The sequence below is a fragment of the Streptomyces sp. NPDC047841 genome (assembly GCF_040704085.1).
In the GTDB taxonomy this organism is placed as follows: Bacteria; Actinomycetota; Actinomycetes; order Streptomycetales; family Streptomycetaceae; genus Streptomyces; species Streptomyces argyrophylli.
Genome location: NZ_JBEYRP010000001.1, coordinates 417849 through 436479 on the forward strand (window position 1 = coordinate 417849; position 18631 = coordinate 436479).

Annotated in this window: 7 protein-coding genes; 2 read left to right on the top strand and 5 right to left on the bottom strand. The window is 74.1% G+C overall.

What is annotated here, in order from left to right:
- Positions 1-202: 202 nt before the first annotated feature.
- From AB0947_RS01745 to AB0947_RS01765, 5 genes are read right to left on the bottom strand one after another with little or no spacing between them, the layout of a single operon-like run.
- Complete coding sequence (locus tag AB0947_RS01745; RefSeq protein ID WP_366748291.1) at positions 203-1174, bottom strand: hypothetical protein; 972 nt, start codon at positions 1172-1174, stop codon at positions 203-205.
- A complete protein-coding gene (locus AB0947_RS01750) occupies positions 1171-5928 on the bottom strand; it encodes a hypothetical protein (RefSeq protein WP_366748292.1) in 4758 nt (1585 codons plus the stop codon). Before AB0947_RS01750 ends, AB0947_RS01745 begins: the two co-directional genes overlap by 4 nt.
- 50 nt (positions 5929-5978) lie before the next feature.
- Complete coding sequence (locus AB0947_RS01755; RefSeq protein ID WP_366748293.1) at positions 5979-8402, bottom strand: non-ribosomal peptide synthetase; 2424 nt, start codon at positions 8400-8402, stop codon at positions 5979-5981.
- A gap of 26 nt (positions 8403-8428) precedes the next feature.
- A complete protein-coding gene (locus tag AB0947_RS01760; RefSeq protein WP_366748294.1) occupies positions 8429-14968 on the bottom strand; it encodes an amino acid adenylation domain-containing protein in 6540 nt (2179 codons plus the stop codon).
- 34 nt (positions 14969-15002) lie between these two features.
- The gene (locus tag AB0947_RS01765; protein ID WP_366748295.1) at positions 15003-16184 is read right to left on the bottom strand and encodes a cytochrome P450; all 1182 of its coding nucleotides are present in this window, start codon (positions 16182-16184) and stop codon (positions 15003-15005) included.
- A 220-nt stretch (positions 16185-16404) separates the two neighbouring features.
- Between AB0947_RS01765 and AB0947_RS01770 the strand changes: the two genes are divergently transcribed.
- Both AB0947_RS01770 and AB0947_RS01775 read left to right on the top strand, forming a co-directional pair.
- Positions 16405-17643, top strand: a complete 1239-nt coding sequence (locus AB0947_RS01770) for an MFS transporter (RefSeq protein ID WP_366748296.1) — start codon at positions 16405-16407, stop codon at positions 17641-17643.
- Between the two features lie 43 nt (positions 17644-17686).
- Positions 17687-18601, top strand: coding sequence for an alpha/beta fold hydrolase (locus AB0947_RS01775; RefSeq protein ID WP_366748297.1), 915 nt, complete (start codon positions 17687-17689; stop codon positions 18599-18601).
- The last annotated feature ends 30 nt before the right edge of the window (positions 18602-18631 follow it).

Consider the following 18631-nt stretch of genomic DNA (forward strand, 5'->3'; position numbering starts at 1 on the left):
TTTCCGCTTTCCGATTGCGGAGCATTTCGAGAAGCTGCGCTTGGCCGGCACTGAGCTGACTCACCTGTCCACACCCCACACAGGAAACGGAAGCACTTCTTGAAGACAAGAAAGAAGCTATCCGATCCCCGGTCCAATTCGACTGGCCAAGCTTTTCAGTCGAACAGCGCGGGCAGGGGGCGCTACGGCGCCGGCGGCGGAATCAGTGGTGTTTCACGGCTACGTCGCCGGCGCGGAAGCGCAGCCGCGGTCCCTCACCGGTCCACTCGCCGCCGTCGAGCCGGCGCAGGGCGGCGAGGAGGTCGAGGGTGAGCCAGCGGCTCAGCTCCGGATGGGCCGGGTGCTCCCAGAGTCCGGCCGGGCCGCGCAGCCCCTCCAGGAAGGCCGTCAGGCCCGCGACCCGGGGGTCGCGCGCCGAGACGCCCGTACGGGAGACCAGTTCCAGGACGAAGGCGAGGTCGAAGCGGGAGTGCAGGGAGATGAAGCCCGTGGCGCGCTCCCGGCCGTGCAGCCGGGCGATCTCGGTGCCCAGCGCCCATTCGTCGCGGGTCTCGCGGCGCAGCAGCAGGTCGGCGGCGCGGCGGGCCGGTTCGGAGCGGGCCCGCCGCGGGTGCTGGACGAGGGCGGCCAGGGCGGCCTCGGTGTTGGCGCGGCAGCCGGGCGAGCCGGGCAGCTTCCGGTAGCCGGGGACGCCGCCGGGCTGGCCGGCGACGAGGCCCGTGGGCCACGAGCCGTCCTCGGCGCGCTGGGCGAGCAGCCACTCGTAGGCGCGTTCGGCCCGGGGGTCGGTCGCGGCGCCGACGGCGCCGAGGCCCCGCAGCGGTACGGACACCTGGAGCGGGATCATCGTGTAGCGGTCGTCGGTGCGGAACTCCGCCAGCGGGAAGGAGCCGTCGGCGCGCTGCCGGGCGAAGACCCGCTCGACCAGCTCCGCCACCCGGGGATGGCCCCGGTCGAAGCCGAGCCGGCCGAGGCGGCCGAGGAGCTGGGCCAGCGGCTGGAGTCCCTCGGGCTCCTCCGCCAGCAGGGCGCGCGCCTCCGGGTCCTCCGCGCGGCGCGGCAGCAGGTCGGCCAGCTCCGGGTCGTCGTCCGCCACGTCGAGCAGCTCGGTCAGGACGCGGCAGCGCAGCGCCGGGGAGGGGTCGCACAGCAGCGGCCACGCGGCTCCGGTCATGACAGCACCTCACGCAGGTACGGGGCGGTGGGCGTGTCCCCGGCGGCCACTTCCTCGGGGGTGCCCTCGGCGACGAGCACGCCGCCCTCCGGTCCGCCGCCGGGGCCGAGTTCGAGCAGCCGGTCGCAGCAGGCGAGGAGCCGGGGGTCGTGGTCGACGACGAGGACGCCGTGGCCCCGGGCCACCAGGCCGTCGAGGGCCTCCACCAGGAGTTCCACGTCGGCGTCGTGGAGACCGGTGGTGGGCTCGTCCAGGATGTGCAGGGCGGGGCGGCCGGGCGCGCCGGTGATCTCGCGCACCAGCTTGAGCCGCTGGCGCTCGCCGCCGGAGAGGGTGCCGGGTCCCTGGCCGAGGGTCAGATAGCCGAGGCCCAGCTCCACGGCGCCGCGCAGCGGGGCGGCGACCGCCTCCACGTCCGGCCACAGCCCGAGCACCTCCTCGATGCTCAGCCGCTCCAGTTCGGGCAGGCTGTGGCCGCGCACGGACAGTTCGCGGGCCTCGGCACGGTAGCCGGTCGCGCCGCAGGCGTCGCAGGGCCGGTGGACGGTCGGCATGAAGCCCATGTCCTCGGCCACGGCGCCCTTCCCCTTGCAGCCGTCGCAGCGGGGCTGGAGGTCGGCCGGGGCCAGGCCGCGTTCCCGGGCCGGGGCGGAGTCGGCGTACGCCTCGCGCAGCGGGCCGAGCACCTTGAGGAAGGCGCCGGGCGAGGTGATCCCGACGCTGCTCTGGTCGGTGTGCCGGACCTGCTTCGGGGCGCCGTCGATGCCCTCGTGCGCTCCGGGCGCGACGGGTGTGGCGGCGGCCGAGGTGGTCAGCTTCCTGGGGGCGAGCGCGCGGGCCACGATGCCGAGGGCCAGCGTCGACTTGCCGGAGCCGGAGACCCCGCAGACGCCGGTGAGGACTCCGAGCGGGATGCGCACGTCCTGGCCGTCGAGGTTGTTCTCGGCCGGTTTGCGGACGGTCATCCAGCCGGTGGGCTCGCGGCGCGGCCCGGCGGCGCGTGCGGGCAGCGGGCGCTCCAGGAGGAGGCGCGCCCGGGGGTCCTCGCGCACCCGGTCCGCGCTGCCGGCCGCGACGACGGTGCCGCCGTGCCGGCCGGCCCCGGGTCCCATCACGATCCGGTGGTCGGCCCGGGCGACCAGGCGCGTGTCGTGGTCGACCAGGATCACCGTGTTGCCGTGGTCGCGCAGCTCCTCCAGGACCGCGCCGAGCACGTCGACCTCGCGGGGGTGCAGACCGCGCGAGGGCTCGTCCAGCAGGACGGTCATGCCGGTGAGTTCGGCGCCGAGGAGGGCGGTCAGCCGGACCCGCTGGAGTTCGCCGGCGGAGAGCGTGTTGGCCATCCGGTCCAGGTGGAGGTGGCCGATGCCGACGCGGCCGAGGAAGCCGAGGCGGCGCAGGACGACGGCGTGCGAGCGGACCGCCCAGCCCGGCGCGCCGTCCGGGAGCCGCAGCCCGGCGAGCGCGTCCCGTACGGCGTCGACCGGCTGGTGGTGCAGGTCGTAGCGGTTCATCCCGGCCACCCGCCGGTCGAGGAACTCCGGGCGCAGCCGGCCGCCCGCGCAGGAGGAGCAGGGCACCCGCTCGGTGTAGAGGCCGCCGACGTCCCAGCCGTCCATGATGCGGAAGACGCCGCGCCAGACGACCGTGGCCGAGGGGGTGACCCGGGCCTCGGAGGAGAGGGTGACCTCCTCCTCGCCGAAGAGGAACGCCTCCTGGGCCTGCGGGCTCATCTCCCGCCACGGTGTGCGCTCCGGGTCGAAGCCGTACCGCTCGCCGAGGGCGAGGAGCATCCAGTAGCCGCCGTTGGCGGGCTTCGAGAGGTACGAGCGCGGATAGAAGCCCGGGGAGTACATCGCGCCGTCGCACAGCGCCCGTTCGGGCCGGTGGATCAGGCGTTCCACGCGGGGCACGGCGATCGTGCCCATGCCGTGGCAGCGCAGGCAGGCCGCCTCGTAGCGCAGGGGCGAGAAGTCCGGCGGTTCGGCCGGCGGGCCGGGGCGCCCGCAGCCCGCGCAGGTCCAGGGGCTGGCCGGCCGGTGGCCCGAACGCCGTTGCTCTCCGCCGCAGTCGGGACAGCGGCGGACGCCCGCGTAGGCGAGGAGCACGCCGAGGTGCGGGCTGAGGTCGGTGGTGGAGCCGACGGTGCTGCGCAGGCCGGGCGCCCGGCCGTCGGCGCCGATGGCGAGGGTGGGGCCGAGCCCGGTGAGGGAGGCGGCGCCGGCCTCCGGGCCCTCGCGCACCGACTGGCGCTCGTAGAGGGAGAGCGACTCCAGCAGCCTGCGCGTGGCCTCCGCTTCGAGGACGTCGCGGACGAGGGACGACTTGCCGGAACCGGAGACGCCGACGACGGCGGTCATCGCGCCCTTGGGGATGTCGACCGAGACGTCACGGAGGTTGTTGGCGCGGGCACCGCGGATCTCCACGGCGGTGCGGGCGGGGCGCGGGCGGCGGGCCGGGACGGCCGGCGGGCGGACCGGCGGTGCGTCGGGCGGCTCGGGCGGTCCCGCGTGCAGCAGCCGTCCGCCGTCCGGGCCGCTGCCCGGGCCGATCCGGACGGACCAGTCGGCCATCGCCGCGATGTCGCGGTTGTGCTCCACGACGACGACCGTGCAGCCGCGGTCGGTGAGACGGCGCAGCAGGGCGGCGAGCCGGGGCACGTCGGCCGGGTGGAGTCCCGTGGTCGGCTCGTCCAGGTAGACGAGCTGCGCGGGGCGGGTGGCGGCGATCTGCTTGGCCAGCTTGACGCGCTGGGCCTCGCCGCCGGAGAGGGTGGGCGAGGGCTGCCCGAGCCGCAGGTAGCCGAGGCCCACGTCGAGCAGGGCCTGGATGATGCGGCGGGCGCGGGCGTCGTGGCCGAAGAGCGGCAGGGCGTCGCGCACGCTGAGGTCGTGGATCTCGTCCACGGAGTACGTGTTCCCGTCGGGCAGTCCGGCGCGCACGGCGAGCGCCTCGGCGCTGAACCGGCGTCCTCCGCACGCCTCGCACTGCACCCATTCCGAGGGCAGGAAGCGCAGTTTGACCTCGACGGATCCCATACCGGCACAGGCGGGGCAGGCGCCCTCGGAGCGGTTGAACGAGAACGTGCCGGCGGCCAGCCCGGTCGCGTCGGCGAGCACGGCCCGCACGCGGTCCGCGAGCCCGGTGTACGTGGCCGGGTTGGAGCGGGGGTTGACCCCGATGGGCGACTGGTCGACGGTGAGCGGGACGATCGCCTCCCCTTCGAGGGCGGCGCACCCGCGCGGCTTCCCCGCCTCCAGGGAGGCGACGAGCACGTCCCGTACGAGGGTGGTCTTCCCGGCTCCGGAGGGTCCGGTGACGACGGTCAGGGCGCCGAGGGGGAAGGCGCAGTCGAACCCGGCGAGATTGTGGTGGCGGGCGTCGCGGACGGTGAGCCACCGGGTGCCGGTCCCCGCCGCCTGAGGCGCCGTCAGGCGTTCGCGGCCCGAGAACCAGCGGCCCGAGACCGTGTCCGCGCGCCAGAGGCCGGCCGGAGTGCCCTCGAAGACGACGCGGCCGCCGCCGGAGCCGGCGGCGGGGCCGATCTCCACGACGCGGTCGCAGGAGGCGACGGCGGTGCGGTCGTGTTCCACCAGGACGACCGGGCCGGGGAGCTTGCACAGTTCGTCCATCAGACGGGCGACCTGGGCGGCGCCGAGGCCGATGGTGGGTTCGTCGAGGATGTGCAGGAGGTCCTCGACGTCGTTGGCGAGGAGGACGGCGATGCGCAGGCGCTGGGCCTCGCCGCGGGAGAGGGTGGGCGAGGAGCGGTCGAGGGCGAGGTAGCCGAGGCCGAGGGAGACGAGCGCGTCGAGGCGGCGCAGGACGTGCCGCAGGGCGGTGCCCGCGTGGGCGGGGAGCGCGGCCCCGGCCAGCGTCTGCCGGGCCCGGTCGGCATCGAGCCGCAGCAGGGCGGGCAGGGTCAGGCCGGCCAGTTCGTACAACTCGGTGTCCGGGCCGCCGGCCCGGAAGTCCTGCGGCCGGACCGAGGGCAGCGGCGCCCCGCAGGAGGCGCAGAGCCGGGCCCGGGACAGCGTCCGCGTCCCGGCCGCCGTACGGAAGGAGACCTGGACGCAGCCGAGTGCGGCGACCTCGTCCAGGAGCCGCCGGGCGGCCCGGGCGTCGTCGGCGGCGGTGAGGGAGCCGACCCGGACGGCGATGTCGTGGGGCCGGCCGGGGTCGAGCGGGTCACCGGACCAGGGCCGGCCGTCGACGGTGACCTCTTCGGCGCCGTACCGCTCGCGCAGTCCGGCCAGCAGCCGGGTGTGGGTGCCGAGGGCGCCGCGCGTGAGCGGGGCGGCCACCTCGACGGGTCCGGACGCGGCGGCGGCCCGGAGTAAGGAGAGCTGCTCCTCGGCCGTCACCGTCTCGGTGACCTCCGCGCAGCGCGGGCAGCGCAGGACCGCGAACCGGGCGAAGAGCACCCGCAGGAAGGGGTGGACGCCGGCGGCGGTGGCGACGGTGGAGCGGGGGTTGCGGTTGAGGACGTTCTGGCCGACGGCGACGGCGGGCCGCAGCCCGTGGACGGCGCGGACGCGGGCCGCCCGGGCCGCGGCGGCGGCCGGGGCACCCGCGAGGGTGGCCAGGAAGCGGTGCCTGGCCTCCCGGTGGAGCGTGTCGAAGACGAGGGAGGACTTGCCGGACCCGGAGGCGCCGACGACCGCGGTGACGCCCTCGGACAGGGTCACGTCGATGTCGCGGAGGTTGTTCTCCGTGGCGCCCTCGATCCGGACCCCGGGCCCGTGTGCACTCAAGACCAAGCCCTCCCGGCCGTCCTGTCCGCCGCTCTTCGCACGCGAGCCGCTCAGAGCCTGCCGAGCAGCATAGCGGCCTCTTCGTCGGAGAGCCCCGCGACCATTTCGGTCAGGGCCCGTTCGACGCCTCCCGCGACGCCCTCGACCGTCGGCAGGGCGAAGAAGTCGCGGACGGAGACCTGCACGCCGAAGGCCGCGTTGACGCGGTTGAGGAGTTGCAGCGACTTCAGCGAACTGCCGCCGACGGCGAAGAAGTTGTCGGTACGGCCGATCCGTTCGACGCCGAGCACCTCCCGCCACAGCTCCGCGACCTGCTCCTCCAGGGGACTGTGCGGCGCGTCGTCCCCGGCGCGGGCCTGCCGGTCGTCCAGGGAGGGCGCGGGCAGCCGCAGCCGGTCGAGCTTGCCGGACGGGGTGTGCGGCAGCGCGTCGAGGCGGACGTAGACGGCGGGGAGCATGAAGCCGGGCAGCCGCTCCTCGGCGAACGCGGCCAGCTCCTCGACGGTTCCGTCGTCGCCGATGACGACGTACGCGGCGAGCTGGTTGTCGTCCTCCTCGTCCCGGAAGACGGTGACGGCGCACTCGCGGACGGCGTCGTGGCCGGCGAGCACCGCCTCGACCTCGCCGGTTTCGACCCGGCAGCCGCGGATCTTGACCTGGTTGTCGACGCGGCCGAGGTACTGGACGAGGCCGTCGGCGTCGACGGTCACCAGGTCGCCGGTGCGGTAGAGCCGTTCGCCGTCCGCCACCGGGTAGGGGTGCGGGACGAACCGCTCGGCGGTCAGCCCGGGCCGGCCGAGGTAGCCGCGGGCCAGGCCGCCGGTGCCGGAGACGCACAGCTCGCCGGGGACTCCGGGCGGCACCGGACGCAGCGCCTCGTCCAGGACGAACAGGCGGTAGATGCCGAGCCGGCGGCCGATGGGCAGCCCGCCGGTGCCGTCGTACGAACGGCCCTCCCAGCCGGCCACCTCGGAGGTCTCGGTCTGGCCGTAGAGGTTGTGCAGCTCCGCCTCGAACCGCTCGGCGAACCGTTCCAGGAGACGGGTGCCGGCCGCCTCGCCGGAGAGCTGCACCCAGCGCAGGTCGGGGCAGTCCGCCTCGGGGGCGAGGTTGAGGTAGGCGTTGAGCATCGAGGGGACGAAGTGCGCGAAGACGGTCCGCTCGGTGGAGAGCAGCCGGCTCAGGTGCACCACGTCGGACTCGGCGCCCGGGTCGGCCATGAGGATGGTCGCGCCGGCGGCGAGCGGGCCGAAGATCTCCCAGATCGCCACGTCGAAGATGAGCGGCGTCTTGTGGATGACCCGGTCGCCCGGCTGGAGGCCGTAGCGGCGGCCCAGCCACTCCAGGCGGCCCGCCGCGCAGCGGTGGTCGAGCACGGCGCCCTTCGGGGTGCCGGTGGAGCCGGAGGTGTAGTAGACGTACGCCGCCTGGTCGAGGGGCACGTCCGCCTCGGGCGCGGCCGGGGCGGAGCCCTCGGCGGGGACCGGGATCAGCGGCACGCCGAGCCCGTCGGGCCGGCCGGTGCCGGAGGCGTCCACGAGTACGGCGGCCACCCGCGCGTCGCCGGTGATGACGGCCACCCGCTCGGCGGGCAGCGACGGCACCAGCGGGACGAACGCCGCGCCGCGCTTGAGGACGGCGAGCAGGGCCACGACCAGGTCGGCGGAGCGCTCGACCCGGACGGCGACGAGGCTCTCGGCGCCGATGCCGGCGGCGGCCAGCGTGTGGGCGAGCAGGTTGGCGCGGCCGTCGAGTTCGGCGTAGGTCGTCGCCCGGCCGCCCGCCTCCACCGCGACCGCGTCCGGGTGGCGGCGAGCCGTCTCCTCGAACGCCCCGTGCAGGGTGCGCAGGTCGCGGTACTCCTCGAAGGAGGCGTTGGCGTCGGCGGCCAGCGCGGCCTGGCGCTCCGGCGACAGCAGCGCCAGCTCGTCGACGCGGGCCTCGGGGCGCCGGACGGCGTCCGCGAGCAGGGTCAGGAAGCGGGCGGTCCACTCCTCGGCGGTGCAGCCGGAGGGCAGCGGCCCGCAGACCAGGGCCCCTTCGACCTCGGGCTCGACGGCCCGCACCACGCAGTGCAGGTGGTCGGCGCCCGGGACCGGTGCGGCATCCTCGTCGTACTGGAGGACCAGCCGCTCGACCGCCCCGCCGGAGGCCGCGCTGCCGGCCGGCTCCGCCGTGGGGCCGTCGGTGAGGCCCTTGTCGGCCGCGCGGAGCAGCTCCGCGAAGGTCAGCTCCCCGGCGACGGTCAGCGGGACGGCCCGCTCCGCGTCGGGCGCCGGCCGGATCTCGGCGTGCTCGCGGCGGGCGTGCCGGAAGCGGGTGGCGAGCAGCGCCGCGAGCAGGACGGCGCGTTCGCCCACGCCGTACCGGCGGGCCGTCTCCGACGCCTGCTCCCGAAGCTGCGGGCGGAGCCGGAAGGGCACCGCCACCGGGTCCTCGCCGGGCGTCATGACCGGAGTCCCTTCGATGGACACTGCATTCCCCTTTCGGGACGGGTGGGTCACGGCGTCATGCCGTTCATGCGGGCGATGGTGCGGGCGAGTTCGCCCAGGTTCTCGGTGGTGTAGATGTCGAGCAGGCCGATCTCCACGCCCAGGCGCTGCCGGATGCGGACGCTCATCTGGGTGACGAGGAGCGAGTGGCCGCCGAGGGCGAAGAAGTTGTCGGTCAGTCCGACCCGCGGCCGGGACAGGACGTCGGCCCAGATCTCGGCCAGTTCCTTCTCCAGCGGGGTGACCGGCGGCACGTGGTCGCCGTCCGCGCCGCCGTCGTCCTCGGGCTCCGGCAGGGCGGAACGGTCAACCTTGCCGTTGATGTTCAGCGGGAGCGCGTCGAGCTGGACGAACGCGCCGGGGACCATGTAGCCGGGCAGTCTGGCCTCCAGGTGCTCGCGCAGCGTGTCGGCGGTGACCGGCCGGTGGCAGACGACGTGGGCGACGAGCCGCCGGTCGCCGGAGGGGAGCCGCTGCACGCCGGCGACGGCCTGGTCCACGTCGGGGTGGTCGGCCAGGTGGGCCTCGATCTCGCCGAGTTCGATGCGGTGGCCGCGGACCTTCACCTGGTGGTCGGCGCGGCCCAGGCAGAGGAGGTCGCCGTCCGCGGTCCAGCGGACCAGGTCGCCGGTGCGGTACATGCGGGTGCCGGGCGCGCCGTACGGGTCGGGCACGAACCGGTCGGCGGTGAGGCCGGGCCGGTGCAGATAGCCGTGGGCGAGGCCCTCGCCGGCCAGGTACAGCTCGCCCACCACGCCCACCGGCACCGGCTGCTGCGCCGCGTCCAGGACGTACGTCCGGGTGTTGCGCAGCGGGCGGCCGATCGGGGGGACGCCCTCGACGCGGTCGCGGGTGAACCAGGCGGTGGCGTAGACGGTGGACTCGGTGGGGCCGTAGAGGTTGCCGACGAGTCCGGCGCCGACGGCGCCGCCGATGTCGTTGGCGGCCTTGGCGGACAGCGGTTCGCCGGCCATGACGACGGTGCCGGCCTCGGCGTGCAGGCCGCCGGTGCCGTGGATCTGGGCCAGCGCGGACGGCACCCCGCTGAGCAGGGAGGCGGTGTACGGGCCCGCGGGCGGGTCGGCGAGGCTGAGCAGCGACGGCACGATCTCGACGGAGCCGCCGTTGAGCAGCGGGCCGAACATCTCGAAGACGGAGACGTCGAAGTTGAGCGAGGTCGCGGCCAGCACCCGTGCCAGCTGGCCGGGGGTGAAGGTCTCGCCCGCCCAGGCCGCCAGGTTGGCGACGCTGCGGTGGGCGACGACGACGCCCTTGGGCCGGCCCGTGGAGCCGGAGGTGTAGATGGCGTACGCGGGGTGGAGCGCGTCCAGCGGGGCGGTGCGTTCCGCGTCGGTCAGGTCGTGGCCGGGGTGGGCGGCGACGGCGGCGCGGGTGCCGGGCGCGTCGAGGACGAGGCGGGCGGGGCCGTGGCCGGGGACGCGGTCCTTCGCCTGCTCGGAGGTGAGGACGAGCACCGGCCGGGCGTCGTCCAGCATGAGGGCGATCCGGTCGGCGGGGTAGCCGGGGTCGATCGGCACGTAGGCGGCGCCCGCCTTCAGGACGGCGAGGACGGCGACGAGGACGCGTTCGGTGCGCGGCAGGGCGATGGCGGCGAAGTCGCCGGGGCCGATGCCGAGGGCGACCAGGTGGCGGGCGAGGCGGTTGCTCTCGGCGTTCAGCTCGCCGTACGAGAGCGTGGTCTGCTCGAAGTGGACGGCGGGGGCGGCCGGGTCCAGCGCCGCGCGCCGCTGGAACAGCTCGGGAAGGGTGGCCGTGGAGACCTCCGCGGCGGTGTCGTTCCAGTCGTCCAGGACCTGGCGCCGCTCGGCGTCGCCGAGCATCGGCAGGGCTTCGAGCGCCGTGTCGGGGGCCTCGGCGATGCTCCGCAGGAGCCGTACGTAGTGGGCGGCGAACCGTTCGACGGTGGGCCGGTCGAAGAGGGCGGTGGAGAACTCCAGGTCGCCGAGGAGTTCGCCGTCCTCCGACTCCCGCAGGTAGAGCGTGAGGTCGAACTTGGCCGCCCAGGTGCCCGGCGAGGCCGACGACGGGGCGATCCGCAGGCCCGAGCCGGTGGTGCGGGACTCCTGCGGGGCCGCCGCGTAGTAGCTGAAGGCGACCTGGAAGACGGGGTGGCGGGAGACGTCCCGGTCGGGCTGGACCTCGTCCACGAGCAGTTCGAAGGGCAGTTCGCGGTGGGCGTCGCCGAGGAGGACGGAGTCGCGGACCCGCTCCAGGTGGGAGCCGAAGCTCTGGCCGGGGACGACGCGGGAGCGGACGGGGATCGTGTTCACGAAGAGCCCGATGAGGGACTCGGTCTCCACGGTGGGCCGGCTGCCGGAGAAGAAGCCGACGCACACGTCGTCCTGGCCGCTGAGCCGGTGCATCAGGGCGCTGTACGCGGCCATGGTGGTCATGAACAGGGTGGCCCTGTTCCGGCCCGCGAGGGCGCGCAGCCGCGCGGTCAGACCGGCGTCGACGGTGAAGCCGACGGCGTCGCCGCCGAAGTCGGGCACGGCGGGCCGGGGCCGGTCGGTGGGCAGCTCGATGGCGTGCGGGGTGCCGGCGAGGTACTGCTTCCAGTAGAAGAGGTGGTCGCGCAGGGGGCCGCCCTGGAGGCGGCGGCGCTGCCACACCGCGTAGTCGGCGTACTGCAGGACCGGCTCGGGCAGCGGCGAGGGCTCCGCGCGCAGGTACGCCTCGTACAGCGTGCCCAGTTCCTCGACCAGGACGGCGACCGAGTAGCCGTCGAAGACGATGTGGTGGGCGGTGAGGACGAGCAGGTGCTCCTCGGGTGAGGTCCGCACGGCGACGGCGCGGACGACGGGGCCGGTCTGGATGTCGAAGCCGGTCTCGCCCTCGGTCCGCAGCAGCGCCCGCACCTCGGCCTCGGGGTCGTCGGCGCCGCTGACGTCGCGGAACTCCAGGGGGAAGACGGCCTCGTCGGAGACGACCGGCGCGATGTTCTCGCCGGCGAGGTCGAAGGTGGTGCGCAGCACCTCGTGGCGCCGGACGATCTCGTCGAGGGCGGCGGCGAGCACCGTCCGGTCCAGCGGCCCGCGCAGGGCCAGCGGGATCTGGACGTTGTAGAGGCCGCCGTCGGGCTGGAGGAGGTGGAGGAAGACCATGCGCTGCTGGGCGTAGGACGTCTCGGCGGGCGCGCCGGCCGGCCTGGGGACGACGTTGTCGGGGACCGCGTCGGCCTCGGCGACCAGTCCGGCGAGGCGGGCGACGGTCGCCCCGGCGTAGAAGTCGCGTACGGAGAGGTCGGCTCCGGTGCGCTTCCTGATCCGGGCGAGGACCTGGGAGACCAGCAGGGAGTGGCCGCCGAGGGCGAAGAAGTCGTCGTGGGCGCCGACCTGTTCGACGCGCAGGACCTCCCGCCAGATGTCGGCGACGAGCTGTTCGCCGCCGGTGCGCGGGGCGAGGTACTCGGTGCCGGAGCCGAAGGAGGCGTCGTCCGGGGCGGGCAGGGCGTTGCGGTCCGTCTTGCCGTGGCGGTTGACGGGCAGCGCGTCGAGGACGACGTAACGGGAGGGCACGGCGTGCGACGGCAGCCGGTCGAGGAGCCAGCCGCGCAGGTCCGCCGGCGCGGGGGCCGTCCCGGCGGCCGCCGGGACGACGTAGGCGGTGAGCTGCTGGGAGCCGAGGACGTCGGCGTGGGCGAGGACGACGGCGTCGCCGATCCCCTCGTGCAGCCGCAGCGTCGCCTCGGTCTCGCCCAGCTCGACCCGCATGCCGCGGATCTTGACCTGGTGGTCGGTGCGGCCGAGGTACTCCAGGCTGCCGTCGCGGCGGCGGCGGACCAGGTCGCCGGTGCGGTACATCCGCGCGCCGGGCGGCCCGTAGGGGTCGGGCAGGTAGCGCTCGGCGGTCAGGGCGGGCCGCCCGAAGTAGCCGCGGCCGACGCAGGCGCCGGAGACGTACAGCTCGCCGGGGACGTTCGGCGGGACGAGGCCGTGGCCTTCGTCGAGGACGTAGGCGACGGTGTTGCGCACGGACTGGCCGAGCGGCGCGACATCGGGCCAGCCGTCGATGCCGGGCTCCATGTCGTGCGCGGTGACGACCTGTACCTCGGTGGAGCCGTAGTGGTTGTGCAGCCGGCGGCCGGGGGCGGCGGCGGTGAACCGGCGCAGGGTGTCGCTGAGGACGAGGCCCTCGCCGACCTGCACGACGTGGGTGAGGGCGGGCAGCGGGCGGCCGGTGGCGAGCGCGGCGCGGGCGGTCAGCTCGATCACGACGTTCGGCGCGAAGAGGTCGGTGACCCGCCGGTCGTCGAGCCAGGCGGTGAACTGCTCGGGGCTGCGCCGCAGTTCCTCGGGGACGATCGCGAGGGCCGCTCCGGAGAGGAGGGTGAAGAGCATCTCCTGGACGGAGACGTCGAAGCTGAGGGCGGTGAACTGGGCGGTGACCCGGCCGGGGCCGGTGGGGAGGGTGGTGAAGTGCCACTCCATCATGTTCAGCATGGCACCGGTGGTCATGACGACGCCCTTGGGGCGCCCGGTCGAGCCCGAGGTGTACAGCAGGTAGGCCGGGGTGGCGTCGGTGACGGGCGTGGTGCGCTCGGCGTCGCGGAGGTCGGCGGGGCTCTCCCCCGCGTACGCCGACAGCTCCTCGTCGACGAGGAGGACGGGCACGTCGTGGCCGGACAGCAGCGCGGCGCCGGCCGCGTCGGTGACGACGACCCCGGGCCGGGCGTCGGTGAGCAGCACCGAGACGCGCTCGGCCGGGAGGGCGGGGTCGACGGGCAGGTAGACGCCGCCGCTCTTGAGCACCGCGAGGAAGGCGGTGACGGCCAGGTCGGAGCGGGGCAGGAGCACCGCGCCGACCCGCTCGGGGCCGATGCCGTGCCGGACCAGTGCGCGGGCGAGCCGGTTGGCCCGGGCGTTCAGCTCCCCATAGCTACGGGTGAGTTCGCCGTCCACGACGGCGGGGGCGGTGTGCGCGACGGCGGCCCGCTCCTCGAACCAGCCGGCGAGGGAGCCCTCGCGCAGCCGGCCGGTGACGCCACCGGTGACGAGCTCGGGCCGCTCGGCGGGGGTGACCAGCGGCAGGTCCAGGATGCGGGCGCCGGGGTCGGCGGCGATGCCTTCGAGGAGGCGGACGAAGAGCCGGGACAGCTCCTCGACGGTGGGGGCGTCGAAGAGCGAGGTGGCGTACTCGAAGCTGCCGTAGAGGCCGTCGTCGGTCTCGGAGACGAAGAGGGAGAGGTCGAACTTGGCGGTGGTGCTGGGCTGGTCGACGAAGGTGACGTCGAGCCCCTCCAGGTGGAAGTCCTGCTGCCCCTGGTAGGAGAACATCACGTCGAAGAGCGGCTGCCTCACCTGGCTGCGGCCCGGCCGCAGCGCCGCCACCAGCCGGTCGAAGGGCAGCTGGCGGTTGTCGTAGGCGCCGATGACGCTCTCCCGCAGCCCGTCGAGCAGCCGCGTGAAGGAGGGGTTGCCGGAGAGGTCGGCGCGGACGACGACGGTGTTGGCGAAGTAGCCGATCATCTCGGCGGTCTCGGGGTGGGCACGGCAGTCGACGGGGGTGCCCACGCACACGTCGTCCTGCCGGGACCAGCGGCCCATCAGGACGTGGAAGGCGGCCAGCACGACCATGAACGGGGTGGCGCCGTTGCGGGCGGCGACCTCGCGCAGCCGGTCGAAGAGGCCGGGCGGCACGGTGAAGCTCACGTTGGCGCCGGCGAAGTCGGGCAGCTCGCCCCTGGGGTGGTCGAGCGGCAGGTCGAGCCCCTCGGGGGCGCCGGCGAGCCGCTCGCGCCAGTACTCCAGCTGCCGGGCGTGCTCCTCGGTGACGGCCGGGCCGCGCTGCCAGACCGCGTAGTCGGCGAAGTGGGCGGCCGGTTCGGACAGCGGGGAGGGCCGGCCGGCGCGGAGCGCCTCGTACAGCTCCTTGAGTTCGCCGAAGATCCGGCCGATGGACGCGCCGTCCACGACGATGTGCTGGGCGTTGACGGCGAGGATGTGCGAGGTGGCGCCGAGCGTGATCAGCTGCGCGGTGACGAGCCGGTCCGCGGCGAGGTCGAAGTGGGTGGAGAAGTGCCGGTCGAGATGGGCCTGGGCGCGGGCCTCGCGCTCCTCGGCGGGCTCGGCGGTGAGGTCGATCCGCTCCAGCGGCATCCGCGCGTCGTCCGTCACGATCTGCGTGACCACGCCGTCGTGCTCGCGGAAGCGGGTGCGGAGCACCTCGTGCCGGCGCATGATCTCGTCGAGGGCGCGCACCAGGGCGGGCGTGTCCAGCTCGCCCTCCATCCGGAGCGTGGTGCCGACGTTGTAGCTGGACTGGAGGCCGAGCCGGTCGAGGAACCAGAGGCTCTCCTGCCCGTACGACAGCGGCAGGGCCTCCGGACGCGGGGCGTCGAAGAGGCCGCCGGGCGCGTCGGCCGGCCGCGTCAGCAGGCGGACGACCTCGTCCTTGTGGGTACGCAGGTCGGCGACCTGGTCGGATGTCAGGGCACCGGTGGGCCGGAAGCGCAAGCGTCCGTCCTGGACCCAGAGTTGTATGCCGTCCGCGGTCAGCCGGTCCAGCAGTTCGCGCACTGCGGTCATGTTCGGCCCAATCTCCCCATGGTTCGGTCGGTGGTCAGTGCGGACGGAAGGCGAGCGGGAGCGAGGTGAGGCCCCCGAGGATGTAGGAGGCGATCCGCTTCGGCTCGCCGCACACCTCGATCTCCGCGGGCAGGTGGGCCAGTTCCTCGAGCATGACCCGGATGGTCAGCCGCGCCAGGTTGGCGCCGACGCAGAAGTGGCCGCCGCCGCCGAAGGAGACGTGGTGGTTGGTGGCGCGGTCGAGCAGGAACCGCTCGGGCCGGTCGAAGACCTTCTCGTCGCGGTTGAGCGACGGCAGCCAGACGGTGACGGCGTCGCCCTCGCGGATCTCCACGCCCTCCAGCACCGTGTCGTGCTGGGCGGTGCGCAGGATGTGGGTGACCGGTGCGGTCCAGCGCAGGAACTCCTCGGCGGCGGTCTTCAGCTTGAGGTCACCGGCCCGCAGTGCCCGCCACTGCTCGGGGCTCTCCAGCAGCGCCAGCATGCCTGCGCCGACCGCCTGCCGGGTGGTCTCGTTGGCCGCCACGATGACGTTGTCACAGGTGAGGATCACCTCGTCGTCCGTGATGTCGAGCCCCTCGGCCTGTGCCGTGGTCAGCGCGGACACCAGGTCGCGGCCGGGATTCCGTCGCTTCTCGTCGATGATCTCGGAGTAGTGGCGGAGGATTTCGAAATGCGCCAGCTGTGCTTCGACCCCGTCGATGTCGGTGGAATTCTCGGCGGCCTCGGTGGTGACTTTGGCCAGCATCTCCACATCGTCCATGGAAATACTGAGCAGCTCCGCCGAGACGGCCAGGGGTATGCGTGCGGCGATGTCCTTGACGAAATCACAGCTGCCGGCCTCCACCACGCCGCGCAGTGCGGACCGGACGACGTCCCGGGTCCGCTCCTCCATTTTCGCGATGGCCCGTACGGTGAAAAGGCCCATGATCGCCTTGCGCAGCTGGTCGTGGCGGGGCGGGTCGCTCAGCGCCATCATCTTGCCGGCGCCGGGGTACGGGTCCTTGAAGTTGGGGCGCAGGAAGATTCCCTTGGTGGAGGTGAACCGCTCCCACTCGGTGAGCACTTCGAGACCGGCCGCGTGCGTGGTGACGGCCCAGTAGCCTCCGTTCTCGCCGTACTCGTGCCAGGAGACCGGGTTTTCCTGCCGCAGCCTCCGCCATACCTCGTGCGGGTCGCCCTCGGAATAGAGAAGCGGATCTGTGAGTGCGGGCATATCCTGCAGCACGGCGCCTCGAATTCTTCGTCGTAGGTGTTCCATCTGCCTCCGGATCGAGAATATCCGGTGTTCGATGGCGCCAAGTGTTCAGTCGAACGCGGGGGTACCAGGGCAGTTCCGTGCCGGTAGATTGTGCGCCGAACCCGGCGCGGCCGGACCGACGACTTCGGTAGCCGCCTCTCCACGACCGAAATGGTTATCGATGGCCACTCAACTGATGGACCGCATACCTCGACTGCTGCAACAGGTCACGTTCCGCAGGTTCTGGACCGCGCAGACCATCTCCTTCCTCGGCGACCAGGTCTCCACCGTGGCGCTGCCCCTCACGGCCGTGCTCGCGCTGGACGCCTCGGCCGCGGAGATGGGCGTCCTCGGCGCGCTGGCCTCGCTGCCCAACCTGCTCTTCGCGCTGCACGCCGGGGGCCTCGTCGACCGGTACGGCCGGCTGCGGCACATGATGATCCTCAGCGACCTCGGCCGCGCAGCCGTGCTGCTCACCGTGCCGGTCGCGTACGCGCTCGACGCGCTGACCCTCACCCACCTGTGGGTGGTGGCCTTCGTGACGGGCGTCCTGGCCATGCTCTTCAACGTCTCCAGCAACTCCCTGTTCGCCGCGCTCGTGAACCGCGAGGACTACGTCAAGGGCATGTCGCTGACCCGCGGCAGCTTCTCCTTCTCCTGGGTGGCGGGCCCCGGCCTCGGCGGCATGCTGGTGCAGGCGCTGTCGGCGCCCGTGGCGCTCCTCGCCGACGTGGTGTCGTTCCTCGGCTCGGCGCTCCTGCTGCGGTCCATCTCCCTCGAGGAGCCGGCGCCCGAGAAGGAGAGGTCGTCCTCCCACATCCGGGACGGGCTGCTCTTCGTCTCGCGGACCCCGGCCCTGCGGGCCAAGTTCGTCGGCGGCGGCCTGCTCAACCTCTGCTACACGGTCTACTTCACGCTCTTCCTGCTCTTCATCGCGCGCGAACTGAAGCTGACACCCGGGATGATCGGTGTCGCGCTCGGACTCGGCGCCGTCGGCGCCCTGTTCGGCTCGTTCGTCACCGGCTGGGTCAGCCGGCGCGCCGGCATCGGGCCGACGTTCCTGATCGGCTCTGTCCTCTTCCCCGGTGCGCTGGCGCTCGTCCCGTTCGCGACGCAGGACAAGTGGGTGGCGTTCGGCCTGGTGGTGGCCGCCGAGTTCGTCTCCGGCATGGGCCTGATGCTGTGCGACATCGCGGGCTCCTCCATCCAGCAGGCGCTCACCCCGGACCGCTTCCGCTCCCGCGTGCAGGGCGCCTACCTCGGGCTCATCCACGGGGTGCGGACGGCCGGCGCGCTCGTCGCCGGCGCCCTGGGCACCCTGATCGGCCTGCGGCCCGCGCTCTGGCTGGCCGTCATCGGCGGCGTACTGAGCTGCCTGCCGCTGCTGTTCGCCCCCGTGGTCCGGATGCGCACGCTGCCGGAGCAGGCCGAGTGAGCCGCCGCCCGGCCACGACAACCGAACGAGAAGGAGGACCCCGATGTCATTCCTGGCCGACCAGCTGATCGGCGAGGCCCGGCGCCGTCAGGTGCGGCTCTGGGTGGACTCGGCGGGCCGGCTCCAGTTCGCGGGGGACGCCCCGGCCCTGGACGACCGGTTCGTCATGCTGCTGCGGACACAGGAGCGGCCCATCGCGGCGAAGATCGGCGCGGAGTCCGGGGACCGCTGGTTCAAGCGCCTCACCCGGGGCGACGGTGACGTCCTGCTCTATCTGATCCCCGCGGCGGGCGCCGGACCCGGCACCTACCGGCCGTGGTCGGCGGCCGCCCCGGCCGGGCTGCGGATCGAGGCCGTCCTCACCCCCGGCCGCGAGGAGCGGTTCGGCGAGGCGCCGTTCACCGACGTCGCCGCGCTGGCCGACCGGATCGCCGAGAAGATCCTCGGGCACGCGGACCGGCCCTTCGGCGTCTTCGGGCACAGCACCGGCGCCCTCGTCGCGCGCGAGGTCACCCGCCGTCTCGAAGGCTCCACCACCGGGCAGCGGGCGCTGTTCGTGGCCGGGGCGCTGCCGCCGCACCTGGTGGGCGAGCCGGGCCCGGAGCCCACCGACGAGGAGCTGCTCGCGCACCTGAACGCGTGGCAGGGCACCCCCGCCGAGCTGCTGGCCGACCCCGCCTTCCTGCGGACCTTCCTGCCGACGCTCCGCGCGGACATGCGGCTGTTCCACTCCTGCCGCCGGGAGGTCTCCCCGGCCGGGCGGGTGGGCGTGCCGATGGTGGCGCTGGGCGGGCTCCAGGACGAGACGGCTCCCGAGGGCCACTGCGAGGCGTGGCGGCCCTGGGCGGGCGGCCCGTTCTCCGTCCGCCGCGTGGAGGGCGGTCACTTCTTCCCCGTGACCGCCGCCGGGGAGGTGCTCGCCACGGTCGCCGGGAGGCTGGGCGTCCCGGCCGGCTGAGCGGTCACCCCGTACGCACCGAGGGCCACG